Annotated in this window: 32 protein-coding genes; 4 read left to right on the forward strand and 28 right to left on the reverse strand. The window is 67.2% G+C overall.

All coding sequences use genetic code 11. The features are described from left to right. Positions 1-118: 118 nt before the first annotated feature. From map to rpsJ, 24 genes are all read right to left on the reverse strand, one after another. Positions 119-955: a type I methionyl aminopeptidase gene (gene map / locus ACYVO6_RS21165; RefSeq protein ID WP_033319651.1), complete on the reverse strand. Its 837-nt coding sequence runs from the start codon at positions 953-955 to the stop codon at positions 119-121. A 95-nt stretch (positions 956-1,050) separates the two neighbouring features. After that, the gene (locus tag ACYVO6_RS21170) at positions 1,051-1,734 is read right to left on the reverse strand and encodes an adenylate kinase (RefSeq protein ID WP_461063333.1); all 684 of its coding nucleotides are present in this window, start codon (positions 1,732-1,734) and stop codon (positions 1,051-1,053) included. Further along, the gene (gene secY, locus ACYVO6_RS21175; RefSeq protein WP_461063335.1) at positions 1,734-3,047 is read right to left on the reverse strand and encodes a preprotein translocase subunit SecY; all 1,314 of its coding nucleotides are present in this window, start codon (positions 3,045-3,047) and stop codon (positions 1,734-1,736) included. The genes ACYVO6_RS21170 and secY overlap by 1 nt, the downstream gene beginning before the upstream one ends. Positions 3,048-3,288: 241 nt before the next feature. Then, positions 3,289-3,744: a 50S ribosomal protein L15 gene (rplO, locus tag ACYVO6_RS21180; RefSeq protein ID WP_461063337.1), complete on the reverse strand. Its 456-nt coding sequence runs from the start codon at positions 3,742-3,744 to the stop codon at positions 3,289-3,291. 2 nt (positions 3,745-3,746) lie between these two features. Next, positions 3,747-3,929, reverse strand: a complete 183-nt coding sequence (rpmD, locus tag ACYVO6_RS21185) for a 50S ribosomal protein L30 (RefSeq protein WP_033319647.1) — start codon at positions 3,927-3,929, stop codon at positions 3,747-3,749. After that, positions 3,929-4,537, reverse strand: coding sequence for a 30S ribosomal protein S5 (gene rpsE / locus ACYVO6_RS21190; RefSeq protein WP_005481208.1), 609 nt, complete (start codon positions 4,535-4,537; stop codon positions 3,929-3,931). The genes rpmD and rpsE overlap by 1 nt, the downstream gene beginning before the upstream one ends. A 39-nt stretch (positions 4,538-4,576) precedes the next feature. Next, a complete protein-coding gene (rplR, locus tag ACYVO6_RS21195; protein WP_461063340.1) occupies positions 4,577-4,960 on the reverse strand; it encodes a 50S ribosomal protein L18 in 384 nt (127 codons plus the stop codon). A gap of 3 nt (positions 4,961-4,963) precedes the next feature. Beyond that, positions 4,964-5,503, reverse strand: coding sequence for a 50S ribosomal protein L6 (gene rplF / locus ACYVO6_RS21200; RefSeq protein WP_461063342.1), 540 nt, complete (start codon positions 5,501-5,503; stop codon positions 4,964-4,966). A 24-nt stretch (positions 5,504-5,527) separates the two neighbouring features. Further along, the gene (gene rpsH / locus ACYVO6_RS21205; RefSeq protein WP_015658459.1) at positions 5,528-5,926 is read right to left on the reverse strand and encodes a 30S ribosomal protein S8; all 399 of its coding nucleotides are present in this window, start codon (positions 5,924-5,926) and stop codon (positions 5,528-5,530) included. Between the two features lie 211 nt (positions 5,927-6,137). After that, positions 6,138-6,323, reverse strand: coding sequence for a type Z 30S ribosomal protein S14 (locus tag ACYVO6_RS21210; RefSeq protein ID WP_003948630.1), 186 nt, complete (start codon positions 6,321-6,323; stop codon positions 6,138-6,140). Positions 6,324-6,328: 5 nt separating this feature from the next. Beyond that, positions 6,329-6,886, reverse strand: coding sequence for a 50S ribosomal protein L5 (gene rplE, locus ACYVO6_RS21215; protein ID WP_165261508.1), 558 nt, complete (start codon positions 6,884-6,886; stop codon positions 6,329-6,331). After that, positions 6,886-7,209 carry a 50S ribosomal protein L24 gene (gene rplX, locus ACYVO6_RS21220; protein ID WP_016434629.1) on the reverse strand — a complete coding sequence of 108 codons (324 nt, stop codon included), beginning with the start codon at positions 7,207-7,209 and terminating at the stop codon, positions 6,886-6,888. Before rplX ends, rplE begins: the two co-directional genes overlap by 1 nt. Before the next feature lie 2 nt (positions 7,210-7,211). Then, the gene (gene rplN, locus ACYVO6_RS21225) at positions 7,212-7,580 is read right to left on the reverse strand and encodes a 50S ribosomal protein L14 (protein ID WP_030831680.1); all 369 of its coding nucleotides are present in this window, start codon (positions 7,578-7,580) and stop codon (positions 7,212-7,214) included. 345 nt (positions 7,581-7,925) lie between these two features. After that, positions 7,926-8,213, reverse strand: coding sequence for a 30S ribosomal protein S17 (rpsQ, locus tag ACYVO6_RS21230; protein ID WP_461063346.1), 288 nt, complete (start codon positions 8,211-8,213; stop codon positions 7,926-7,928). Next, positions 8,213-8,437, reverse strand: a complete 225-nt coding sequence (rpmC, locus tag ACYVO6_RS21235; protein WP_003998824.1) for a 50S ribosomal protein L29 — start codon at positions 8,435-8,437, stop codon at positions 8,213-8,215. The genes rpsQ and rpmC overlap by 1 nt, the downstream gene beginning before the upstream one ends. Beyond that, the gene (gene rplP / locus ACYVO6_RS21240) at positions 8,437-8,856 is read right to left on the reverse strand and encodes a 50S ribosomal protein L16 (protein ID WP_033319640.1); all 420 of its coding nucleotides are present in this window, start codon (positions 8,854-8,856) and stop codon (positions 8,437-8,439) included. The genes rpmC and rplP overlap by 1 nt, the downstream gene beginning before the upstream one ends. Positions 8,857-8,861: 5 nt before the next feature. Then, entirely contained in the window at positions 8,862-9,701 is an 840-nt protein-coding gene (rpsC, locus tag ACYVO6_RS21245) for a 30S ribosomal protein S3 (RefSeq protein ID WP_033319639.1), read from the reverse strand. After that, positions 9,701-10,048: a 50S ribosomal protein L22 gene (gene rplV, locus ACYVO6_RS21250; RefSeq protein WP_003974262.1), complete on the reverse strand. Its 348-nt coding sequence runs from the start codon at positions 10,046-10,048 to the stop codon at positions 9,701-9,703. The genes rpsC and rplV overlap by 1 nt, the downstream gene beginning before the upstream one ends. A gap of 40 nt (positions 10,049-10,088) precedes the next feature. Further along, positions 10,089-10,370 carry a 30S ribosomal protein S19 gene (rpsS, locus tag ACYVO6_RS21255; RefSeq protein ID WP_007384069.1) on the reverse strand — a complete coding sequence of 94 codons (282 nt, stop codon included), beginning with the start codon at positions 10,368-10,370 and terminating at the stop codon, positions 10,089-10,091. Between the two features lie 12 nt (positions 10,371-10,382). Then, positions 10,383-11,219: a 50S ribosomal protein L2 gene (rplB, locus tag ACYVO6_RS21260; RefSeq protein ID WP_165337680.1), complete on the reverse strand. Its 837-nt coding sequence runs from the start codon at positions 11,217-11,219 to the stop codon at positions 10,383-10,385. 38 nt (positions 11,220-11,257) lie between these two features. Then, entirely contained in the window at positions 11,258-11,674 is a 417-nt protein-coding gene (rplW, locus tag ACYVO6_RS21265) for a 50S ribosomal protein L23 (protein WP_461063349.1), read from the reverse strand. Continuing rightward, a complete protein-coding gene (rplD, locus tag ACYVO6_RS21270) occupies positions 11,674-12,339 on the reverse strand; it encodes a 50S ribosomal protein L4 (protein ID WP_461063351.1) in 666 nt (221 codons plus the stop codon). Before rplD ends, rplW begins: the two co-directional genes overlap by 1 nt. Positions 12,340-12,346: 7 nt before the next feature. Next, positions 12,347-12,991 carry a 50S ribosomal protein L3 gene (gene rplC, locus ACYVO6_RS21275; protein WP_355782961.1) on the reverse strand — a complete coding sequence of 215 codons (645 nt, stop codon included), beginning with the start codon at positions 12,989-12,991 and terminating at the stop codon, positions 12,347-12,349. 17 nt (positions 12,992-13,008) lie between these two features. After that, positions 13,009-13,317, reverse strand: a complete 309-nt coding sequence (gene rpsJ, locus ACYVO6_RS21280; protein ID WP_003948644.1) for a 30S ribosomal protein S10 — start codon at positions 13,315-13,317, stop codon at positions 13,009-13,011. 532 nt (positions 13,318-13,849) lie between these two features. Between rpsJ and ACYVO6_RS21285 the strand changes: the two genes are divergently transcribed. Both ACYVO6_RS21285 and ACYVO6_RS21290 read left to right on the forward strand, forming a co-directional pair. Beyond that, a complete protein-coding gene (locus tag ACYVO6_RS21285; RefSeq protein WP_461063353.1) occupies positions 13,850-15,511 on the forward strand; it encodes an RNA ligase family protein in 1,662 nt (553 codons plus the stop codon). Between the two features lie 3 nt (positions 15,512-15,514). Further along, positions 15,515-18,400: a poly(A) polymerase gene (locus ACYVO6_RS21290; RefSeq protein ID WP_461063355.1), complete on the forward strand. Its 2,886-nt coding sequence runs from the start codon at positions 15,515-15,517 to the stop codon at positions 18,398-18,400. A gap of 7 nt (positions 18,401-18,407) precedes the next feature. Here the strand turns inward: ACYVO6_RS21290 and ACYVO6_RS21295 are convergent, their stop codons facing one another. Beyond that, complete coding sequence (locus ACYVO6_RS21295) at positions 18,408-18,656, reverse strand: DUF397 domain-containing protein (protein ID WP_461063357.1); 249 nt, start codon at positions 18,654-18,656, stop codon at positions 18,408-18,410. Beyond that, entirely contained in the window at positions 18,653-19,501 is an 849-nt protein-coding gene (locus tag ACYVO6_RS21300) for a helix-turn-helix domain-containing protein (RefSeq protein ID WP_461063359.1), read from the reverse strand. The genes ACYVO6_RS21295 and ACYVO6_RS21300 overlap by 4 nt, the downstream gene beginning before the upstream one ends. Before the next feature lie 140 nt (positions 19,502-19,641). Between ACYVO6_RS21300 and ACYVO6_RS21305 the strand changes: the two genes are divergently transcribed. Together ACYVO6_RS21305 and nshR are read left to right on the forward strand one after the other, a co-directional pair. Beyond that, positions 19,642-20,058: an ATP-binding protein gene (locus ACYVO6_RS21305; protein WP_461063361.1), complete on the forward strand. Its 417-nt coding sequence runs from the start codon at positions 19,642-19,644 to the stop codon at positions 20,056-20,058. Between the two features lie 73 nt (positions 20,059-20,131). Further along, the gene (gene nshR, locus ACYVO6_RS21310; protein WP_461063363.1) at positions 20,132-20,941 is read left to right on the forward strand and encodes an NshR/TsnR family 23S rRNA methyltransferase; all 810 of its coding nucleotides are present in this window, start codon (positions 20,132-20,134) and stop codon (positions 20,939-20,941) included. A gap of 161 nt (positions 20,942-21,102) precedes the next feature. Here nshR and tuf read toward each other — a convergent pair whose 3' ends face one another. Both tuf and fusA read right to left on the reverse strand, forming a co-directional pair. Continuing rightward, the gene (gene tuf / locus ACYVO6_RS21315; protein WP_033319627.1) at positions 21,103-22,296 is read right to left on the reverse strand and encodes an elongation factor Tu; all 1,194 of its coding nucleotides are present in this window, start codon (positions 22,294-22,296) and stop codon (positions 21,103-21,105) included. A gap of 153 nt (positions 22,297-22,449) precedes the next feature. Beyond that, positions 22,450-24,576 (reverse strand): elongation factor G, encoded by a 2,127-nt coding sequence (gene fusA, locus ACYVO6_RS21320; protein ID WP_461063366.1) that lies wholly within the window; start codon positions 24,574-24,576, stop codon positions 22,450-22,452. Positions 24,577-24,595 lie beyond the last annotated feature (19 nt).

A 24,595-nucleotide genomic window follows, 5' to 3' on the forward strand; every position in this document is an offset into this window, starting at 1 on the left:
GGGAACTGCGCGACCAGCCACAACCGGCCCGCGGCCGACGAACAAACCCCGGGGGGCCTGGGGGCACAGCCCCCAGTTTCGGGAAGGCGCGGGCTTGGGGAAAGAAAAACCCTCCCCGTCACCCCAGCGGATCAGGCGCAGCCACAACCCCGTACTCGGCGAGCTTCGCCTTACCTCCGTCCGGAGCCGTCAGCACGAGCGGACCGGCCTCCGTCAAGGCGACCGAGTGCTCCCAGTGGGACGACCACGTGCCATCCGTGGTGATGACAGTCCAGTCGTCCGAGAGAACCTCGGTCTTCGCCGTCCCCAAGGACACCATCGGCTCGATGGCAAGACAGAAGCCGGGCACCAGCTTCGGCCCCCTCCCCCGCTTCCGCTCGACGTAGTTCAGCAGATGCGGGTCCATGTGCATCTCCGTACCGATGCCATGCCCGCCGTAGTCCTCGATGATCCCGTACCGCCCGCCGCCGGGCTTGGGCTGCCGCCGGATATACGTCTCAATGGCACGGGAGACATCGACAAGCCGGTGCCCCACCTTCATCGCGGCGATCCCCGCCCACATCGACTCCTCGGTCACCCGCGAGAGCTCAACGAGTTCGGGAGCGTGCCCACTCCCCACAAAGGCGGTGTACGCCGCGTCCCCGTGCCACCCGTCCACGATCGCACCGGCGTCGATGGAGATGATGTCGCCGTCCTTGAGAACGACCTCGTCACTGGGGATGCCATGGACGACGACCTCGTTCGCGGAGGTGCAGATCGTCGCGGGAAAGCCCCCGTACCCGAGGAAGTTCGACTTCGCCCCGTGCTCGTCCAGCACCTTGCGGGCAACCTCGTCGAGATCCTTGGTCGTGGCCCCGGGCACCGCCGCCTCACGCGTCGCCTTGTGGACGGCGGCGACGACAAGGCCCGCCTCACGCATCTTGGCGATCTGCTCGGGGGTCTTGATCTGCACCATGGGGGCCTGCGCTCTCCGTCTTCTTGACCGTCACGTACACACAACAGTACGGCCGCGGCACCCTGACGGGCACCGCGGCCGAACCAGCGGGACGACTACGCGCTCTCGTCGTCCTCAGAGCTCTCGTCGTCCTCACGCTTGAGCGCGTCCATCGCCCGCTTGGTGACCTCGTCCACCTTGCCGAGCGCCGAGATCGTCACGACCAGGCCCTGGGCCCGGTAGTAGTCGATGATCGGCTCGGTCTGCGTGTGGTAGACCTCGAGCCGTCGGCGAACGGTTTCCTCGGAGTCATCGTCGCGCTGGTACAGCTCGCCGCCGCAGACGTCGCAGACGCCTTCCTTCTTCGGCGGGCTGTACGCCACGTGGAAGACATGGCTCGAGTCCATGCGGCAGATGCGGCGGCCGGCGATGCGCTTGACCACCTCGTCCTCGGGGACCTCCAGGTCCAGCACCGCGTTCAGCTCCACCCCGTCGGCCTTCAGCGCCTGGTCCAGCGCCTCGGCCTGCGAGACGTTGCGCGGAAAGCCGTCCAGCAGGAAGCCGTTCACGGCGTCGGGCTGCTCCATGCGGTCCCGCGCCATCCCGATGGTGACCTCGTCCGGTACCAGGTTCCCCGCGTCCATGTAGGACTTGGCAAGTTTGCCGAGTTCCGTCTGCTGGTTGATGTTGGAGCGGAAGAGGTCGCCCGTTGAGATGTGCGGGATCGACAGGTTCTTGGCAAGAAACGCGGCCTGCGTTCCCTTGCCTGCACCGGGCGGCCCGACGAGGACGATTCGCATCAGCGGAGGAACCCTTCGTAATTGCGCTGCTGGAGCTGGCTCTCAATCTGCTTCACCGTCTCCAGACCCACACCCACGATGATCAGGATGCTGGTACCGCCGAACGGGAAGTTCTGGTTGGCGCCGAAGCCAGCCAACGCCACTGTCGGCACGAGAGCGATCAGCCCCAGGTACAGCGAACCCGGCCAGGTGATCCGGTTGAGTACGTATCCCAGGTACTCAGCGGTCGGTCGGCCAGCCCGGATGCCCGGGATGAAGCCACCATACTTCTTCATGTTGTCCGCGACTTCCTCGGGGTTGAACGAGATCGCCACGTAGAAGAACGCGAAGAAAATGATCAGGAAGAAGTAGAGGATGATGTGCGGCGTCGCGCCCGGATCCGCGAGATTCTGCTCGATCCAGGTCTTCCAGCCGGAAGTTCCACCCGAGAACTGCGCGATCAGAGCCGGGATGTAGAGCAGTGACGAGGCGAAGATCACGGGGATGATGCCCGCCTGGTTCACCTTCAGCGGGATGTACGTGGACGTGCCGCCGTAGGAGCGGCGGCCGATCATCCGCTTCGCGTACTGGACCGGGATACGGCGCTGGGCCTGCTCGACGAAGACCACCAGGCCGACCATGAACAGGCCTACCGCGATCACGACCCCGAACTCGATCCAGCCGCCCGCGAGGTTGCCCTGCTGCTTGATGGCCCACAGCGCGGACGGGAAGGTGGCGGCGATCGAGATGAACATCAGGATCGACATGCCGTTGCCGATGCCGCGGTCGGTGATGAGCTCACCGAGCCACATGACGGTGGCCGTACCGGCGGTCATGGTGATGACCATCGTGGTGGTCACGAAGATCGAGCGGTCGGGCACGATCTGCGTGGCGACCGGGCAGCCCTGGAACAGCGCGCCCGTGCGGGCGGTGGCCACCAGGCCGGTGCCCTGCAAGACGGCCAGCGCCACCGTGAGATAACGGGTGTACTGCGTGATCTTCGCCGTGCCGGACTGGCCCTCCTTCTTCAGGGCTTCCAGACGCGGGATCACCACGGTCAGCAGCTGCAGAATGATGCTCGCCGTGATGTACGGCATGATGCCCAGCGCGAAGATCGTGATCTGCAGCAGCGCGCCGCCGCTGAACATGTTGACCAGGCCGAAGATGCCTTGGTTCGCGTTGGCGTTGTCGATACAGGTCTGGACGTTCCTGTAGTCGACACCGGGGATCGGGATATGCGTACCGATCCGGTAGATCACAATGATGCCGAGCGTGAAGAGCAGCTTCTTGCGCAGGTCGGGCGTCTTGAACGCCCGGGCGAACGCGGTGAGCACGGTGCCTCCTGCGACCCCCGCGCAACTGCGTCAGAGGCGGTCTTGAGGTTCGACGAGTAATGGACAGCTAACTAACAGTCAAAAGCGGCCTGGAGTTCCCAGTGGGCACACCAGTCGAAAATGAGCAGTGCTGGCCACCATACCGGCGACACAGCTTTCCTTGGAACGACAGACCGGGGATGCCCCATTTGTGGGGCATCCCCGGTCGGGTGCGCTCAAGTCATCGAGGCGTCCGTGGAGTTCAGACGAGCTCGGTGACGGTGCCGCCGGCGGCGGTGATCTTCTCCTTGGCGGAGGCGGAGGCCGCGTCGACCTTCACCTCGAGTGCCACGGAGATCTCGCCCTGGCCGAGGACCTTGACAAGGCTGTTCTTGCGAACGGCGCCCTTGGCGACCAGATCGGCCACCGTGACCTCGCCACCCTCGGGGTAGAGGGAGGCCAGCTTGTCCAGGTTCACGACCTGATACTCGGTCTTGAACGGGTTCTTGAAGCCCTTCAGCTTCGGGAGCCGCATGTGGAGGGGCATCTGCCCGCCCTCGAAGCGCTCCGGAACCTGGTAGCGGGCCTTTGTGCCCTTGGTACCACGACCGGCCGTCTTACCCTTCGAGGCCTCACCACGACCGACGCGGGTCTTGGCGGTCTTGGCGCCCGGGGCAGGACGGAGGTTGTGGATCTTGAGCGGGTTCTGCTCCGCCATGATCAGTCGACCTCCTCGACCGTCACGAGGTGGCGGACGGTGTGCACCATGCCGCGGAACTCGGGGCGGTCCTCCTTGACGACCACGTCGTTGATCCTCTTGAGACCAAGCGAACGCAGGGTGTCACGGTGGTTCTGCTTGCTGCCGATGTACGACTTCGTCTGCGTGATCTTGAGCTGAGCCATTACGCAGCACCAGCCCCGGCACGCGCACGCAGCAGAGCCGCGGGAGCGACGTCCTCGAGGGGCAGACCGCGGCGGGCCGCGATCTCCTCGGGACGCTGCAGACCCTTCAGGGCTGCCACGGTCGCGTGCACGATGTTGATCGCGTTCGACGAGCCGAGCGACTTCGACAGGATGTCGTGAACACCGGCGCACTCGAGCACGGCACGCACCGGGCCACCGGCGATAACGCCGGTACCGGGGGAAGCCGGCTTGAGCAGGACGACGCCCGCGGCCTTCTCGCCCGTGATCGGGTGCGGGATGGTGCCCTGGATACGGGGGACCTTGAAGAAGTGCTTCTTGGCCTCCTCGACACCCTTGGCGATGGCGGCCGGCACCTCCTTGGCCTTGCCGTAACCGACACCCACGGTGCCGTCACCGTCGCCCACCACGACCAGCGCGGTGAAGCTGAAGCGACGACCACCCTTCACAACCTTGGCGACGCGGTTGATCGCGACGACGCGCTCAACGTACGCGGTCTTCTCGGCGGCAGCCGCACCGCCGTCACGGCCCTTCCGGTCCCGCCGCTCGCCGCCACCGGCACCGCTTCCGCGGCGCTGGGGTCCAGCCATTGGATTTACCTCTCTCTGTTTCCGCTAGCTACGGCAGGCTCAGAACTTGAGCCCGGCTTCGCGGGCGGCGTCCGCCAGGGCGGCGATGCGCCCCGCGTACTGGTTGCCACCACGGTCGAACACGACGGCCTCGACGCCCGCGGCCCTGGCGCGCTCGGCGACCAGGGCGCCGACCTGCTTGGCCTGCGCGGACTTGTCGGCCTCTCCGCCGCGGATCGAGGTGTCCAGAGTGGACGCCGACGCAAGGGTGTGTCCCTTGAGGTCGTCGATCACCTGGGCCACGATGTGGCGGTTCGAGCGCGTCACGACCAGGCGGGGACGCTCAGCCGTACCCGAGACCTTCTTACGGATCCGGATGTGACGCCGCTTGATGGCAGCACGCTTGTAGGCGTCGCCCTTGGCGATCTTCTGCCCGTATGCCATGGCTTACTTACCCGCCTTTCCGACCTTGCGGCGGATGACTTCGCCCTCGTACTTGACGCCCTTGGCCTTGTACGGGTCGGGCTTGCGCAGCTTGCGGATGTTGGCCGCAACCTCGCCGACCTTCTGCTTGTCGATGCCCTCGACCGAGAACCGCGTCGGGTTCTCGACCTTGAAGGTGATGCCTTCGGGGGCCTCGACCAGGATCGGGTGGCTGTAGCCGAGCGAGAACTCCAGGTTGGAACCCTTCGCCAGGACTCGGTAACCGACACCGCTGATCTCGAGCTTCTTCACGTAACCCGTGGTCACGCCGGTGATCATGTTCGCCACCAGCGTGCGGGACAGGCCGTGCAGGGCCTTGTTCTGACGCTCGTCGTTCGGACGCACGACGTTCAGCACGCCGTCCTCGCCCTTAGCGATCTCGATCGGCGCCGCGATGGTGTGGGAGAGGGTGCCCTTGGGACCCTTCACCTGGACCGTACGGCCATCGATGGTGACGTCCACGCCGGCGGGAACCGTGATGGGGAGCTTGCCAATGCGCGACATAGCTGTTTCCTCCGTTCCCTTCCGCTACCAGACGTAGGCGAGAACTTCTCCGCCTACGCCCTTCTTGCCGGCCTGCTTGTCGGTGAGGAGACCGTGCGACGTGGAGATGATCGCCACGCCCAGGCCGCCGAGCACCTTCGGCAGGTTGGTGGACTTCGCGTACACCCGGAGACCGGGCTTGGAGATCCGCTTGATGCCCGCGATGGAGCGCTCACGGTTCGGGCCGAACTTCAGCTCGAGAACGAGGTTCTTGCCGACCTCGGCGTCCTCGACCTTCCAGCCCGTGATGAAGCCCTCCTGCTGGAGGATCTCCGCGATGTGCGACTTGATCTTGCTGTGCGGCATAGCCACGGTGTCGTGGTATGCCGAGTTCGCGTTACGCAGACGCGTCAGCATGTCTGCGATCGGATCAGTCATGGTCATGAATTGGCCTTCGGCCTCTCTCGCCGGGGTTTCCTGGTGCGCCATCCCTCTCCCCGATCCGAGACGGGACGGGTGCGGCGCGGTGGACCTACGGCGTAGTAAGTCGTACGGGCGTCAGGCGCCCAACCCTCCTAGCCTAAGCCATGGAGGGGTGGGCCCCTGACCGAACCCTTTACTTACCGAGAGCCCTGACGATCCCCTATTTGGGGGATTACCAGGAGCTCTTGGTCACGCCCGGCAGCTCGCCACGGTGAGCCATCTCACGAAGGCACACGCGGCAGAGGCCGAACTTGCGGTACACGGAGTGCGGACGACCACAGCGCTGGCAGCGCGTGTAGCCACGTACACCGAACTTGGGCTTACGAGCAGCCTTGGCAATCAGAGCCTTCTTCGCCATCTCGCTTACGCCTCCTTGAAGGGGAAGCCGAGGTGACGGAGGAGCGCGCGGCCCTCAGCGTCGTTGGTCGCCGTGGTGACCACGGTGATGTCCATACCCCGGACGCGGTCGATCTTGTCCTGGTCGATCTCGTGGAACATGACCTGCTCCGTGAGACCGAAGGTGTAGTTGCCACGGCCGTCGAACTGCTTGGGGGACAGACCACGGAAGTCGCGGATGCGCGGGAGCGCGAGCGACAGGGTGCGGTCCAGGAACTCCCACATGCGGTCGCCACGGAGCGTGACGTGGGCACCGATCGGCTGGCCCTCGCGCAGCTTGAACTGCGCGATGGACTTACGGGCCTTGGTGACGGCCGGCTTCTGACCGGTGATCGTGGTGAGGTCGCGGATGGCGCCCTCGATCAGCTTGGAGTCGCGGGCGGCGTCGCCCACACCCATGTTGACCACGATCTTGACGAGGCCGGGGATCTGCATGACGTTCTCGTACTTGAACTCGTCACGCAGCTTGCCCGCGATCTCCTCGCGGTACTTCTGCTTCAGACGCGGAGCGGTGGTGGTAGTCATCAGATGTCCTCACCCGTCCGCTTGGCAACGCGGATCTTGTTGCCTTCGTCGTCGAAGCGGTAACCGACACGCGTGACGACCTTCTTGCCGTCCTTCTCAACGACCAGCTGGACGTTGGAGACGTGGATCGGCGCTTCGGTCGTGACGATGCCGCCGGCCTGCGAACCGCGAGCGGTCGGACCGGCCTTGGTGTGCTTCTTGACCCGGTTGACACCCTCGACCAGAACACGCTCGTCGCGCGGGTAAGCGGCAATGACCTTGCCCTGCTTGCCCTTGTCCTTGCCGGTGATGACCTGGACCAGGTCGCCCTTCTTGATCTTCATGCTCACAGCACCTCCGGCGCGAGGGAGATGATCTTCATGAACTTCTTCTCGCGCAGCTCACGGCCCACGGGGCCGAAGATACGGGTGCCGCGAGGGTCGCCGTCGTTCTTGAGAATGACAGCGGCGTTCTCGTCGAAGCGGATGTACGAGCCGTCCGGACGGCGGCGCTCCTTGACGGTGCGAACGATGACCGCCTTGACGACGTCACCCTTCTTCACGTTGCCACCGGGGATCGCGTCCTTGACGGTGGCGACGATGACGTCACCGATGCCCGCGTAGCGGCGACCGGAGCCACCGAGCACACGGATGCAAAGGACTTCCTTCGCTCCCGTGTTGTCGGCGACACGCAGCCGCGACTCCTGCTGGATCACGTCTATCTCCTGTTTGTCTGCCGGTTCCCTCCGGGGGTTGGCCCGGAGAGCCTGGCGGAACCGTCCTGCGAGTTGCTCCCGCAGGAATTACATGTGCCTCTAGAGGCGAAAACCCTCGCCGGGGCTCGGCGCCGCCGGGCCCGAGGGCCGGCGGCGCCACCTTGCGGGGGCCGCGGGGCTTCCGCCCCACCGGCCCCGAGGGGCCTGGGACAGTGCCCCAGCCGGTCCGGCCGCAGGCCATCGGGCCTGGCGCCGGATCCCTTTGCTGGGGCTTTCGCCCCCCGGCCCGGGGGCCTGGGGGCGGAGCCCCCAGCGGGGGTCAGCGGGGGTGGAACCCCCGCTTGATTACTTCGCCTTCTCGAGGATCTCCACGATGCGCCAGCGCTTCGTCGCCGAGAGCGGGCGGGTCTCCATGAGGAGGACCCGGTCACCGACACCGGCGGCGTTCTGCTCGTCGTGCGCCTTGAGCTTGTTCGTACGGCGGATGACCTTGCCGTACAGCGCGTGCTTGACGCGGTCCTCGACGGCGACGACGACGGTCTTGTCCATCTTGTCGCTGACGACGAGACCCTCACGGGTCTTACGGGCGCCGCGCGCGGCCTTCGTCTCTTCAGTCACGTTGTTCTCGCTCATCAGGCGCTCTCCACCGTTTCGATGCCCAGCTCGCGCTCACGCATCAGGGTGTAGATCCGCGCGATGTCCTTACGGACCGCCTTCAGACGGCCGTGGTTCTCGAGCTGGCCGGTCGCCGCCTGGAAGCGGAGATTGAACAGCTCTTCCTTGGCCTCGCGAAGCTTCGCGAGAAGCTCCTCGTCGCCCAGTTCGCGCAGCTCGGACGCCTTGGTACCGGCCGACATCACGCTTCACCTGCCTCGCGCCGCACAATGCGGCACTTCATCGGAAGCTTGTGAGCAGCGCGGGTAAGCGCCTCACGCGCAATCTTCTCGTTCGGGTAGGACAGCTCGAACATCACCCGGCCCGGGTGAACGTTCGCGACCCACCACTCCGGCGAACCCTTACCGGAACCCATGCGGGTCTCGGCGGGCTTCTTCGTGAGGGGACGGTCCGGGTAGATGTTGATCCAGACCTTGCCGCCACGCTTGATGTGGCGGGTCATCGCGATACGAGCCGCCTCGATCTGGCGGTTCGTCACGTACGCCGGCGTGAGGGCCTGGATGCCGTACTCGCCGAACGCAACCGTCGTACCACCCTTGGCCTGGCCGCGGCGCTTGGGGTGGTGCTGCTTGCGGTGCTTGACCCTACGAGGGATCAGCATGTCGGTCAGGCCTCCGTTCCAGTGCTCTCAGCCGGAGCGGCAGCGGCGGGAGCCTCGGCCTTGGGGGCCTCGGCAGCCGGCGCGGACTGCTGCTGCGGCTTGCGACCGCGACCGCCACGCTCGCCACCGCGGCCACCGCCACGGGCCGGGCGGTCGGCGCCGCCACGGGCCGGACGGTTGCCGGCGCGGGCGGCGGCGTTCTCGGCGCGGACCTCGGCGATGTTCTTGACGTCGCCCTTGTAGATCCAGACCTTCACACCGATGCGGCCGAAGGTCGTCTTGGCCTCGAAGAAGCCGTAGTCGACGTTCGCGCGGAGCGTGTGCAGGGGCACGCGGCCCTCGCGGTAGAACTCCGAGCGGGACATCTCGGCGCCGCCGAGACGGCCACCACACTGGATCTTGATGCCCTTGGCGCCGGCCTTCATCGTGCCCTGCATGCTCTTACGCATGGCGCGACGGAAGGAGACGCGGGAGGACAGCTGCTCGGCAACGGCCTGAGCAACCAGCTGAGCGTCGGTCTCGGGGCTCTTGACCTCGAGGATGTTCAGCTGGACCTGCTTGCCCGTGAGCTTCTCGAGGTCACCGCGGATGCGGTCGGCCTCGGCGCCACGGCGGCCGATGACGATGCCCGGACGCGCGGTGTGGATGTCCACCCGCACACGGTCACGGGTGCGCTCGATCTCCACCTTCGAGATACCGGCGCGCTCCATGCCGGACGTCATCATCCGACGGATGGCGACGTCTTCCTTGACGTAGTCCTTGTACAGCTTGTCGGCGTACCAACGGGACTTGAAGTCCGTGGTGATGCCGAGCCGGAACCCATGCGGGTTAACCTTCTGGCCCATTACCGGGTTCCTTCCTTGCTGCTGACGACCACGGTGATGTGGCTGGTCCGCTTGCGGATCCGGTAGGCACGGCCCTGGGCACGCGGACGGAACCGCTTCAGGGTCGGGCCCTCGTCGACGTACGCCTCGGAGATGAAGAGGCTGTCGGCGTCGGTGTGGTCGTAGTTGTGCGCGGCGTTGGCAATGGCGCTGTCCAGCACCTTGCCGACCGGCACGCTCGCGGCCTGCGGGGCGAAACGCAGGACCGCCTGAGCCTCCGTGGCGTCCATGCCACGGATGAGGTCCACCACTCGGCGGGCCTTCATGGGCGTGACGCGGATGTACCGCGCCTGGGCCCTGGCTTCCATGGTTGTCCCTTCAGTGTCTGTCATGGTCATTCACCCCGCCTTAGCGGCGCTTCGACTTCCGGTCGTCCTTGACGTGACCCCGGAAGGTGCGCGTCGGCGAGAACTCGCCGAGCTTGTGGCCGACCATGGACTCGGTGACAAACACCGGGATGTGGGTCTTGCCGTTGTGCACCGCGATCGTGTGGCCCAGCATGGCCGGGACGATCATCGAGCGACGGGACCAGGTCTTGATGACGTTCTTGGAACCGGCTTCGTTCTGGGCGTCCACCTTCTTGATCAGGTGGTCGTCGACGAAGGGCCCCTTCTTGAGACTGCGCGGCATCTAAACCCGCTCCTAGCGCTTCTTGTTCGTCTTGCGGCGGCGGACGATGTACTTGTTCGAGGCCTTCTTGGGCGAACGAGTACGTCCTTCCTTCTGGCCCCAGGGGCTGACCGGGTGGCGACCACCGGAGGTCTTGCCCTCACCACCACCGTGGGGGTGGTCAACCGGGTTCATCGCCACACCGCGAACGGTCGGGCGGACGCCCAGCCAGCGCTTGCGGCCGGCCTTGCCCCAGTTGATGTTCGACTGCTCGGCGTTGCCGACCTCACCGACGGTGGCGCGGCAGCGCACGTCGACCAGGCGGATCTCACCGGACGGCATACGAAGGTGGGCCATCGTGCCCTCCTTCGCGAGCAGCTGCACGGAGGCACCGGCGGAGCGGGCGAACTTGGCGCCGCCACCGGGACGGAGCTCGATCGCGTGGATCGTGGTACCGACCGGGATGTTGCGGAGCGCCAGGTTGTTGCCGGGCTTGATGTCGGCCCCGGGACCGTTCTCCACACGGTCGCCCTGCTGCAGGTTGCGCGGGGCGAGGATGTAGCGCTTCTCGCCGTCGGCGTAGTGCAGCAGCGCGATGCGCGCGGTGCGGTTGGGGTCGTACTCGATGTGCGCGACCTTCGCCGGCACGCCGTCCTTGTCATGGCGACGGAAGTCGATGACGCGGTAGGCGCGCTTGTGGCCACCACCCTGGTGGCGCACGGTCACACGACCGGAATTGTTACGGCCGCCCTTGCTGTGCAGCGGGCGAACCAGCGACTTCTCCGGCGTGGACCGCGTGACCTCGACGAAGTCGGCGACGCTGGAGCCACGGCGGCCCGGCGTAGTCGGCTTGTACTTGCGGATTCCCATTTCTCAGTCCTCGTCCGATATCGGACCAGGGCACTCCGTTAGGAGGCCTGGCCGAAGATGTCGATACGGTCGCCCTCGGCAAGGGTCACGATCGCGCGCTTGGTGTCGGCACGCTTGCCGAAACCAGTGCGGGTCCGCTTGCGCTTGCCCTGGCGGTTGATCGTGTTGACCCCGGTGACCTTGACCTCGAAGACCGTCTCGACGGCCTGCTTGATCTGGGTCTTGTTGCTGCGCGGGTCGACGATGAACGTGTACTTGTTCTCGTCGAGGAGCGCGTAGCTCTTCTCGGAGACGACCGGCTTGATCAGTACGTCACGGGGGTCCGTGTACGACTTGCTCAGCGGCGTCTCGACGGTGTTCTTGCCCTCGGTGGCGTGGCGACGCGCCTTCTTGACGCGCGCCTCCTTGGCCTTCTTCGCGGCCTTCGAGGCGATGGAGGGGTGACGGATAGCCATCAGACCTCGCTCCCTTCAGTGTCGGTGTTCTCCGCAGCAGAAGGTGCGCCGGACACGAAGGACTCGAAGGCGGCCTGGGTGAAGACCACGTCGTCCGAGACGAGAACGTCGTACGTGTTCAGCTGGCCCGGCTCCAGGATGTGCACCTGGGGCAGGTTGCGGGCGGAGAGCAGGCCCTGCTCGTCCTCGCGGGAGATGACCAGGAGCAGGTTCTTGCGCTCGCTGATCTTGCCCAGCAGAGTCTTCGCGGCCTTGGTGGAGATCTCGCCCTCGACCACGCCGGTGACGACGTGGATGCGGTTGTTGCGGGCCCGGTCGGTGAGGGCGTGGCGCAGGGCCGCGGCCTTCATCTTCTTCGGGGTCCGCTGCGAGTAGTCACGCGGCACGGGACCGTGCACGACGCCACCACCGGCGAACTGCGGAGCGCGGGTCGAGCCCTGGCGCGCACGCCCGGTGCCCTTCTGGCGGTAAGGCTTCTTACCGCCACCACGAACCTCGCCGCGGGTCTTGGTCTTGTGCGTGCCCTGACGGGCAGCGGCCAGCTGGGCGACGACGACCTGGTGGATCAGCGGGATGCTGACCTTCTCAACGTCGAAGATCTCCGCGGGGAGCTCGACCGTCCCGGTCTTGTCGCCTGCCGGCGAAATGATGTCAACAGTGCTCATCGTTACCTCAGGCCCCCTTGGCCGCGGTGCGGACCAGGACGAGGCCGCCGTTCGGACCGGGAACCGCGCCCTTGATGAGCAGCAGACCCTTCTCCGCGTCAACGGCGTGGACGGTCAGGTTCTGGGTGGTGACCCGCTCGTTGCCCATACGACCCGCCATGCGGAGGCCCTTGAACACACGGCCCGGGGTGGCGCAGCCACCGATGGAGCCGGGAGAGCGGTGCTTGCGCTGGGTGCCGTGACCGGCGCCGAGGCCCTTGAAGTTGTGACGCTTCATGACACCGGCGAAGCCCTTGCCCTTGCTCTTGCCGGTGACGTCGACCTTCACGCCGGCCTCGAAGGTTTCGGCGGTGATCTCCTGCCCGAGCGTGTACTCGCTGGCGTCCGCGGTGCGGATCTCCACGAGGTGGCGGCGGGGGGTCACGTCGGCCTTGGCGAAGTGGCCCTTGAGGGGCTTGTTCACCTTGCGCGGGTCGATCTCGCCGAAGGCGATCTGCACGGACTCGTAGCCGTCGGTGTCGTTCGTACGGACCTGGGTGACGACGTTCGGCCCGGCCTTGACGACGGTGACGGGAACAACCCGGTTGTTCTCGTCCCACACCTGCGTCATGCCGAGCTTCTCGCCCAGGATGCCCTTGATCTGCTTAGCCATTCTCAGATCACCGGCCCTTAGAGCTTGATCTCGATGTCGACACCGGCCGGGAGGTCGAGTCGCATCAGAGAGTCAACGGTCTTGGGCGTCGGGTCGAGGATGTCGATCAGGCGCTTGTGCGTACGCATCTCGAAGTGCTCGCGCGAGTCCTTGTACTTGTGCGGCGACTTGATGACGCAGTACACGTTCTTCTCAGTGGGCAGCGGCACCGGGCCCGCGACCGACGCACCAGTACGCGTCACCGTCTCGACGATCTTCTTCGCCGAGGAGTCGATGACCTCGTGGTCGTAGGCCTTGAGCCGGATGCGGATCTTCTGTCCCGCCATGGCTACTCCGTAGTCCTGTCTCTCAATAAACGCTCTGGCGACTCGGAAGGTCCGCGTCTTCATCCTCCGACCCACGCGGTCGGGCGTGTCGCTCCCTCACTGACACAGATATCCACAAAGGGATTCCCTGCTAGGGGGTGCGATCATCGACCGCGGATCCGAGGGTGAGACACCCACCGGGCGCCTGGCCGGTACCCCGCTGACACTTCCCGGAAGATTCCCGTACGTCCGCCTCAGCGCTGCCCTGAGGGGCAGTTAAGACGACGAGTACTGTGGGACTCGCTTCCGGTCCTCCCGGCGGGAGGCGCGCAGCATCGGCACTCAACCGAGCAACCCGGACAGTCTGCCATACGGGCCACTGCGCTGGCCAATCGAGCGGTAGAGGGTACCCGGGGAGCGACGTGCGTCAAACCTGGGACCGTCTGAGCCCGAGTCGGTCGGGCCCTGAGCCGCCGCTAATCCGCTCGCTCGCCCCTCCCCTGCGCTCCTACGCTGATCAGGTACAGCGGTTGCCACGGGGGGAGCGTTCAGCATGCGTACGCACTACCCACGAACCCGGCATCTGCCCTGGTCGCCCGGCGCCACCGCGGACGATCTCCGGGTCACGGACCTGTCGGGTCTGCGGGGACGCGAGGTCGTCGTCACCGAGAAGCTCGACGGCGAGAACACCACGTTGTACGCCGACGGCCTGCACGCCCGCTCGCTCGACTCGGCCCACCACCCCTCCCGGGCCTGGGTCAAGGCGCTCCAGGGGCGCATCGGTCCTGCCATCCCCGAGGGCTGGCGCGTGTGCGGGGAGAACATGTACGCCCGGCATTCGATCGCGTACGAGGACCTGGACAGCTGGTTCTACGGCTTCTCGGTGTGGGACGCGGACGGCCGCTGCCTGGACTGGGACCGGACGGTCACGTATCTGCGCGGGCTCGGCATTCCCGTGCCGCGCGTGCTGTGGCGGGGCGTGTTCGACGAGCGTGTGCTGCGGGCGCTGCGGCTGGATCCCGTACGGCAGGAGGGATACGTCGTCCGGGCCGTCGCCGCCTTCGGCGCGCAGGAGTTCGGGCAGCGGGTCGCCAAGTGGGTGCGGGCCGGGCATGTGCGGACGGACACGCACTGGATGCACGCGGCCGTCGTGGAGAACGGGCTCGGGGCGAGGGCCGCCCTGTGGGCGGTGCGTTCGGGAGCGGCGGTCGACGTGGATGCCCTGATGCGTGCGGTGGGGCTGGCCGGCGAGGGGGATTCCGAGGTCGTCGCCCGACTCGATCTGGCGGGGCGGTCCGGGGACGACCGGCTCGCCGGCGTACTTGCCGCGCTGCTGCACGGAGGCCGGCGGGCACGGATCGCGGCAAAGATCGCCGCGGCGGACATGCCGCTCGCACGCCGGGTCGCGGACCTCGTCGGACTGCACCCCGCGCTGCACCGGCCGTATCCGGACGAGGACCGGCGGGCCGGCCTGGTGCGGCTGTCGTACGCAGCCGATCTCGGTCTCCTGCACGCGGTCGCCCGGGCCACGGCGGACACGGACGAGGCACGCGAGCAGGTGGAGTGGTCGGCCCTGCACGTCGAGGACATCGGCGGCGGCCTGGACGAGGGTGGGCTGCAGGAGGCCTTCGCCGGGCTGCCGGGCGACGCGGCCGTCCGCTGCCGGGCCGAGGCACGCGAGGCGTACGCGCGGGGGCGGATCCACGGTCTCGACGAGGCGGTCGCCGCCACGTGGCGCTGGCGCTCCGGCGCCTTCCCCAAGCTGATCCAGACGGTCGGCCCCGCGGGCAGCGGCAAGAGCACCTTCGCCCGGGGGCTTCCAGGCGTGGACGCGTACATCTCCCTCGACGACCTGCGCGAGGCCCGCGGTTCACGCGCCGACCAGCGGACGAACGCGGACGTCCTGCGCGAGGGTCTCGGCCGCCTGGACACCGCCCTGGCCGCCGGAGGGACCGTGGTGTGGGACGCCACGTCCCTCAACAAGCAGCAGCGCTCGCTCGTCCACGCGATCGCCCACCGCCGCGACGCCCTGCTCACCCACGCCGTGGTCCTGGTCGACGAGCACGAGCTGATACGGCGCAACGCCCGCCGCGAGCACCCGGTGCCACCCGGGGTGCTCACTGCCCAGCTGCGCCGCTTCGGCCCGCCATACGCGGGCGACGCGCACCGCACCTGGTACATCGGAGCGAGCGGGACCGTCGAGGAGGAGGTCTGACCGGTGCGCACAAGCGAGGAGATCTATCACCGGGTGCGCTGGGACGCGCGCTTCGACCCGGCCCGCTTCGTGCTGGGCGTGCTGCAGCGCGGCGCCGATCCCAAGCGCGTTCCGCTGCCCGCCTTCGTGCCCGGCGGCGAGATCCCGTGGCACCGGGTGCTGTTCTTCGAGGCCGACGGCGAGGTGGTGTGGGACCGGACCACGGGCGTGGACCGGATCGACGCGACGGAGGCCGGGCGGGTGCGGGAGGCGCGGCGGCTCCGGGCGCCGTTCTTCGAGGCCCGTATGCCGTACGCGTGGGACGGCGAGGAGTGGCGCCCCGTGCGCTCGCCGCGCGGCACCGTACCCGGTCACCACCCCGGCGGTGTACGGGTGCTGACCTGGAACACCCTCTGGGACCGGTACGACGCCGACCGGATCGACAGCGCCCGGCGCAGACCGCTGCTCCTGCGGGCCCTGCACGATGCCGATGTGGACGTGATCGCGCTGCAGGAGGTCGAGGCGGAGCTGCTGGGCATGCTGCTGCGGGAGCCGTGGGTCCGGGCGGACTGGACGCTCGGCACGGATCCCCGGGGCCGGGACGTGGACGACTGCGGTCTGCTGCTCCTGAGCCGGTTGCCCGTCCGCGAGGCGGCCCACCACGCGCTGGGCCCGCACAAGGCGGTGACCGCCCTCGTCGTGGAGACGGGCACCCGGCCCCTCGTCGTCGCCGCGACCCACCTCAGCAGCGACCACTCCGAGAACGGTGCCGACAGACGCGAGGCCGAACTCGCCCGTATCGCCGAGGGGTTGGCGGCCCTGGAGGACGGCCTTGTCCTGATGGGCGACTTCAACGACGGCGGGGACACACCGCAGCTGACACTGGGCCTGCGGGACGCGTGGAGCGAGGCGCACGGCGCCGACGACCGGACGCCGACGTTCGACCCGGGCGCCAACCAGTTGGCCGCGGTCTCCTCCCTGACCGGCCGGGCCTCCCGACTGGACCGGGTGCTGCTGCGCGCGGAGGGCCTGCGGGTACGGCGGGCCGAGATCTACGGCGACACACCCTCGGCCGACGGCCTCCACATCTCCGATCACTACGGGGTGCGGGTCGAGTTGACGGCGGACTCGGCGGACTCGGCTGAGCCGGGGGCGTACGACGTTCTCGACGCGCAGCCGACTCCCCGTACGGCCCTGGCGTGGATCCCGCCCCAGGAGCTGTGGCCGCCCCTCCAGGACATTCGCCGGAACCACGACCCGCAGATCCACCGCTGGCCCCCGCACGTGAACGTCCTCTTCGGCTTCGTACCGGAACACGCCTTCGAGCAGGCGGCATCCGTGCTCGCGGCGGCCAGGACGGCTCCCTTCGACGCCCGGCTGGAGGGCGTGCACTGGTTCGGCCACCGGGACTACGCGACGGTGTGGCTCGACCCGACGGCGGCCGACGAGGAGCCATGGGCCGAGCTGCACCGCACCCTCGTACGCCACTTCCCTCACTGCCGCAGCCGCCACGCGGGCTTCACCCCGCACCTGAGCCTGGGCCGCACCACCGACCCGAACACCCTGGCCGCCGCCTGCGAGGCCCGGCTCACCCCCATGCCGGTCCGGATCGGCGAGCTGGCGCTGCTGTCGCGGCGCGGGGACGAACCGATGCGGTTGCGAGCGACGGTGACGTTGGGCACGGGAGCGGTGCGGTGGGCGGAGGATGCCCCGCACTACGGGTACGAGGCTGCCGAGCACTACGGGTACGACGCCGGCGATACGGGCGTGGACTACGGGTATGGGGACGGGTACGACGCCGCCGACATGGACGTGGCCGACACCGCTGTGGCCGACCGCATCACCCACCGCATCGCGCAGGCCCTCCCCGGTGGCGTCGTACACGTCGTCGGCTCCCGGCGCATGGGCTGCGCGCTGCCGGGTGCGGACCTGGACCTGGTGGCGGCGCTTCCCGGCACGATCGAACTCGCCGCCGTACAGGCGGAGTTGACCGAGGCCCTGCCCGAGGCGAGCGACGTACGGGAAGTGGTCGGGGCGCGCGTACCCGGCCTGCGGTTGTGGCTCGACGGGCTAGACGTGGACGTGGTCGTCGTGACCACCGGATCGATGGACCCCACGGAGGCGGTGAACCGCCGGGCCGAACTGGGCGAGGCGGCGGCGATCGCGCTCAGTGCGGTGAGCGACGCCGACGCACTCCTCGCCTCGGTCGGCGCTCACGGACCGGCCTTTGCCCGGCTGGCCACGCAGGTCAAGGCGTGGGCGAAGGCACGCGGCCTGGATTCGGCACCGTTCGGCGGGCTGCCGGGCCTGGCCTGGTCCGTCCTGGCGGCCCGTACCGCGAGCGAGGCCGGCGACCTGCCCCCGGCCGATCTCCTACGGCACTTCTTCGCGACGTGGGCGGCCTGGGACTGGCGCGACCCGGTGGGCGAACCGGGCGAAGGGGGTCGTCAGGCGCTCCCCCTCACGATCACGACGCCGTCCGATCCGGTCCGCCCCTGCACGGACCAGGTCACTGCGGGCATGCGAGACCTCATCACCCAAGAGCTGTTCCGCGCCTGGGAGTTGCTGGACTCGACCGCGGACCCGTTCCCGTGGCCCGAGCTGCTGTCCCCTCCCCCGCTGCACCGCCGCCACGCGGCCTGGGCGGTCGTGACGGTGGGCCCTGGCGCTGACGAGGGCCGGGTACGGGGCAGGATGCGGGCCTTGCTGACCGACCTGTCGGACGCGGCTCCGGCCACCCATGCCTGGCCCCGGCCCTTCACCAGGGACCCGCTCCGCTACGCCATTGGCCTGGGCCTCAACCCACCGGCTCCGGATCGTCTCGCGGCGGTCGCGGAGCGTCGGCTGCGCGGCCTGTCGGGGGTCACGCTGAGGAGAGTTGAGGGCGGCGAGATCCCGACGTTGTACTGATCGGGCGTCAGCTCTCGGAGGCGTACGAGACGAAGTCGGCCCAGGCGGTGGGGGCGAAGTCGAGGTGGAGGCCCTGGGTGTTCTTGGAGTCGCGGACGTGGATGGTGGAGGGGGTGGGGGCTATCTCGACGCAGTCGCCGACTTCGCTGCTGCTGTAGCTGCTCTTGCGCCAGTCCAGCGCGACCTCGACGCAGTCGCCGGGCTCACTGCTGCTGCTGTAGCTGCTCTTGAACCAGTGGAGTTCCGGGGCGCTCATAGTTCTCCCAGCGTGCGCTCGATGAAGGCCAGCGACTCCCTCGGAGTGAGAGCCTGCGCGCGGATCATGCCATACCGCAGTTCCAGGATACGAAGATCCCTGAGGTTGGAGACCGGGCGTCCGTTGAACGCGCCATCGGAACGTCCGACGCCTGTACCGTCCGCGAACTTCAGCACCTCGATCAGGCCCTGCATCCCAGCATGATCCTCTCGGTCGGTCGGCATGACCTGGAGCGTGACGTTCCGAAACTCCGCGATCTCCAGCATGTGTTCGAGCTGCCGACGCAACACCATCCTGCCCCCGATGGGGCGTTCCAGCGTCACCTGTTCCTGGACGAACCCAAGCATTGGGGCGGGGTCCCGGTCGTAGATCGTCTTACGGGCCATGCGCCCGGCGGTCTCCCGCTCCACCACGTCCGTCGAAGACGGGGGCTGCCGCGTCTCGAACAGAGCCTTCGCGTACTCCGGCGTCTGCAACAGCCCATGGATGTTGTGGTTGCTGTAGAGGAGAAGCTCGACCGCCCGATCCTCCAACGCCTTCAACTCCCGCACTTTCTTGGGATATCGAGCCCTCCGCATGTCCTCCACGAACCACTTGAGGCGCCCATTCGCGTTGAGGAGTTCATCCGCCTGCTCCAGGAACTCCGGGCGGGGAATCCGAGCCCCGCGCTCGATCTTGCGGATCATGTCCTCGCCGTACCCCATGGCATCGGCGAGGTCGGCCACCCGCATCCCGCAGGCCTCCCGGCAGAACTTCACCAGCCGCCCCACGGCCTCCACCAACGGCGCGCTCTCGTCCCCCGGTTCGAGGTCCCAGCCCGCCTCGTCCACACCCTCGCTACTCATGCCCACCCACCTCCAACGCCCACCCGTACCCGTACGACACCCAAGACAGCCGAGACAGAACGAGACAACGGCGGGACAGTCCCGGTACGCACAGGCGTCATCGCAGCTCAGCGTAGGCAACCTCCGGCACTCTGAGTCACATGAACGCCGAAACCGCTCAAGTCCCCGCCACCGCACGCCGGTTCACCGTGCAGCTCTCCTCCACCCGGCGCGGCGCCCGCCTGGCCCGACTGCTCGCGACCGAGCAACTCCGTTCCTGGGGGCTGCCGTTGGAGGCAGCGAGCCACATCGTGGCCGAGCTGGCGGCCAACGCGGCGACGCACGGCCGCGTACCCGGCCGCGACTTCCGGCTCGCGCTCTACGTGACCGGCGGCACCCTTCGTATCGAAGTGACCGACACACGCGGAGACCGACCGCTTCCCGACCCTCAACAGCCCTCCTCCGAGGCCGAGTCCGGCCGCGGGCTCCTCCTCGTCGAGGCCCTGGCCGACCGCTGGGGCGTCACGCAGGACCTGCCCCCGCGTAAGACGGTCTGGGCCGAGTGCTCCTTGCAGTGACGCCGCACGGAGTGAACGGCGCACGCACTTTTCGTCGATATTCGCCGTTACACAGCGCTGTTAGGATCGGCACATGAACGAGCTGGCCACCATCACTTCCCTTTCCGATCCCGCGATGCAGCGAATTCTCGACGTCACCAAGCCGTCGAGATCCAGCATCAAGACGGTATTGATCGAGGACACCGAACCCCTTATGCAATGCCTGGCAGCGGGGGTGGAATTCATCGAGGTGTACGGCAGCGACAGCATTCCGTTCTCTCCCGAACTGCTCGACCTGTGCCGGCAGCGAAATGTGCCGGTCCGCCTCGTTGAATCGTCGATCGTCAATCAGCTGTTCAAAGGGGAGCGAAAGGCCAAGACATTCGGTATCGCACGCGTCCCCCGGCCGGCTCGGTTCAGTGACATCGCGGAGCGCGGCGGAGACGTCGTCGTTCTCGACGGCGTGAAGATCGTCGGGAACATCGGCGCGATCGTGCGGACTTCCCTCGCGATGGGGGCCTCGGGAATCGTCCTGGTCGACAGCGATCTCACCAGCATCGCCGACCGGCGTCTGCTGAGGGCCAGCCGGGGCTACGTCTTCTCCCTTCCCGTCGTTCTCGCCAGTCGCGAGGAAGCGGCCGCCTTCGTCCACGACAGCGGAATGCCGTTGATGGCGTTCGAAGCGGGCGGTGAACTCACCGTCAAAGACCTCGGCGGCAACCAGGACCGGCTGGCCCTGTTGTTCGGCAGCGAGAAGGGCGGCCCTTCCGAATTGTTCAAGAAGACGTCCGCCACAACGGTTTCCATCCCGATGATCGATTCCACCGAGTCCCTCAATGTCTCGGTCTCGGTCGGTATCGCGCTGCATGAGCGCTTCCAAAGGAATATCGCCGTCAGCCGCTGAGCCGGACACCGGCCACAGATGCCGATGCCGCGTCAGCGAATGCAACGGCTTCTCCAGCCGCCCCAGAACAGCAACCCCAGCAGCAGCAAAAGGGCCCGTACGACCGAAGTCGTACGGGCCCTTTCAGCAGCTCGCTGAGCTACCAGGTCAAGTCAACAAGCTCACTTGTTGATCTTGGTGACCTGGCCGGCGCCCACGGTCCGGCCACCCTCACGGATGGCGAACTTCAGGCCCTCTTCCATGGCGACGGGCTGGATGAGCTCGACCTTCATCTCAGTGTTGTCGCCCGGCATGACCATCTCCGTGCCCTCGGGGAGGGTCACAACACCGGTCACGTCAGTCGTACGGAAGTAGAACTGCGGACGGTAGTTGTTGAAGAACGGCGTGTGGCGGCCACCCTCGTCCTTGGACAGGATGTACGCCTGCGCCTCGAACTCGGTGTGCGGGGTGACCGAGCCCGGCTTGATGATGACCTGGCCGCGCTCGACGTCCTCGCGCTTGATGCCACGAAGCAGCAGACCGACGTTCTCACCGGCCTGGCCCTCGTCGAGCAGCTTGCGGAACATCTCGATGCCGGTGACCGTGGTGGTGGTCTTCTCCTGCTTGATGCCCACGATGTCAACGGTCTCGTTGACCTTGAGGACACCACGCTCGATACGACCGGTGACGACGGTGCCACGACCGGTGATCGTGAAGACGTCCTCGATCGGCATCAGGAACGGCTTGTCGACGTCACGCTCGGGCTGCGGGATCGCCTCGTCGACGGCCTTCATCAGCTCGAGGACGGAGTTGCCCCACTCCTTGTCACCCTCGAGAGCCTTGAGCGCCGAGACCTTGACGACCGGCAGGTCGTCGCCCGGGAACTCGTACTCGGAGAGCAGCTCACGCACCTCGAGCTCGACGAGCTCCAGGATCTCCTCGTCGTCCACCATGTCGGCCTTGTTCAGGGCGACGACGATGTAGGGAACGCCGACCTGGCGGGCCAGGAGCACGTGCTCCTTGGTCTGCGGCATCGGGCCGTCGGTGGCGGCGACCACGAGGATGGCGCCGTCCATCTGGGCCGCGCCCGTGATCATGTTCTTGATGTAGTCCGCGTGACCGGGGCAGTCGACGTGCGCGTAGTGACGCGTCTCCGTCTGGTACTCGACGTGCGCGATGGAGATGGTGATACCGCGCTGGCGCTCCTCAGGAGCCTTGTCGATCTGGTCGAAGGCCGAGGCCTCGTTCAGGTCCGGGTACGCGTCATGCAGCACCTTGGTAATGGCGGCCGTGAGGGTCGTCTTACCGTGGTCGATGTGACCGATGGTGCCGATGTTGACGTGCGGCTTAGTCCGCTCGAACTTCGCCTTCGCCACTGGGGTCCTCCTGTGGAGTGGTTCTGTACGCCTTACTCATCGGCGCCAGGTGATCTTTGCTGGAAAGCCGGGGCCCGGGGCACTCCAGCCACGATGGTGACGGAATGCCCCAGCAAGCTCCGGAGTCAAGCCTAAGGCGTGAACTCGGGTGAGTTACTCGCCCTTGGCCTTCGCGATGATCTCCTCGGCGACGTTCCGGGGAACCTCGGCGTAGGAGTCGAACTGCATCGAGTAGCTCGCGCGACCCGATGTCTTGCTGCGGAGGTCGCCGACGTAGCCGAACATCTCCGACAGCGGAACCAGGCCCTTGACGACGCGGGCACCGGCACGCTCCTCCATGGCCTCGATCTGACCACGTCGGGAGTTGATGTCACCGATGACCTCGCCCATGTAGTCCTCGGGCGTGGTGACCTCGACGGACATCATCGGCTCGAGCAGTACGGGGCTGGCCTTGCGCGCGGCCTCCTTGAAGGCCTGCGAACCGGCGATCTTGAACGCGAGCTCGGAGGAGTCGACCTCGTGGTAGGCGCCGTCGATGAGCGTGACGCGAACGCCCGTCATCTCGTAGCCCGCGAGGATGCCGAACTGCATGGCCTCCTGCGCACCGGCGTCGACCGAAGGGATGTACTCCTTCGGGATGCGACCACCGGTCACCTTGTTCACGAACTCGTACGAGGCGTCGCCGCCCTCGATCGGCTCGATCGCGATCTGCACCTTGGCGAACTGGCCGGTACCGCCAGTCTGCTTCTTGTGCGTGTAGTCCACACGCTCGACGGCCTTGCGGATCGTCTCGCGGTAGGCCACCTGCGGCTTGCCGACGTTGGCCTCGACCTTGAACTCGCGCTTCATGCGGTCGACCAGCACCTCGAGGTGCAGCTCGCCCATGCCGCCGATGATGGTCTGGCCGGTCTCCTCGTCCGAGTGGACCTGGAAGGAGGGGTCCTCCTCCGCGAGACGCTGGATGGCGACACCCAGCTTCTCCTGGTCACCCTTGGACTTGGGCTCGATGGCGACCTGGATGACCGGCGCCGGGAAGTCCATGGACTCCAGGATCACCGGCTGCTTGTCGTCGCACAGCGTCTCACCGGTGGTGGTCTGCTTCAGGCCCATCACGGCGACGATGTCGCCGGCGCCCACCGCCGCGATCTCCTCACGCTTGTTCGCGTGCATACGGTAGATCTTGCCGATGCGCTCCTTCTTGCCCTTGACCGGGTTCAGCACCGCGGTGCCGGTCTCCAGGCGGCCCGAGTAAACCCGGACGAAGGTGAGCTTGCCCAGGTGCGGGTCGCTCATGATCTTGAACGCAAGGGCGGACAGCGGCTCGTCGTCGGACGGCTTGCGCTTGACGACCAGCTCCGGGTCCTTGACGTCGTGGCCCTCGATGGCCTCGACGTCGAGCGGAGTCGGGAGGTAGCGCACGACCGCGTCGAGCAGGGGCTGTACGCCCTTGTTCTTGAACGCGGTGCCACAGAACACCGGGGTGACCGTGGTGTCGTTGGACTTGCCGGACGCGATGGTGATGCGACGGATCGCGGCGTACAGCTGCTCCTCGGTGGGCTCCTGGCCCTCCAGGTACAGCTCCATGATCTCTTCGTCGTTCTCCGCGACGGCCTCGAGCAGCTTGCCGCGCCACTCCTCGGCGGCCTCGGCGTGCGTGGCCGGGATGTCGACGGTGTCGTACATCTCGCCCTTCGCCGCCTCGGCGGACCACACGAGCGCCTTCATGCGGACCAGGTCCACAACGCCCTTGAAGTCGGCCTCGGCACCGATCGGCAGCTGCATGACGATCGGCTGGGCGCCCAGACGGTCCGAGATCATGTCCACGCAACGGTGGAACTCGGCGCCGGTACGGTCCAGCTTGTTGACGAAGCAGATGCGCGGCACGCCGTAACGGTCGGCCTGACGCCACACCGTCTCGGACTGCGGCTCGACACCGGCGACGCCGTCGAACACCGTCACGGCACCGTCGAGCACGCGCAGCGAGCGCTCCACCTCGACGGTGAAGTCGACGTGACCCGGGGTGTCGATGATGTTGATGGTGTAGTCGTCGTTGTCCAGCGGCCAGTGACAGGTGGTGGCAGCGGAGGTGATCGTGATGCCACGCTCCTGCTCCTGCTCCATCCAGTCCATGGTGGCAGCGCCGTCGTGGACCTCACCGATCTTGTAGGAGACGCCGGTGTAGAACAGGATCCGCTCGGTGGTGGTCGTCTTGCCCGCGTCGATGTGGGCCATGATCCCGATGTTGCGGACCCTGGCCAGGTCAAGTGAAGTGGTAGCCATAAGGCTTCGGTCTTCTCTC

Source organism: Streptomyces pseudoechinosporeus, from assembly GCF_054783935.1.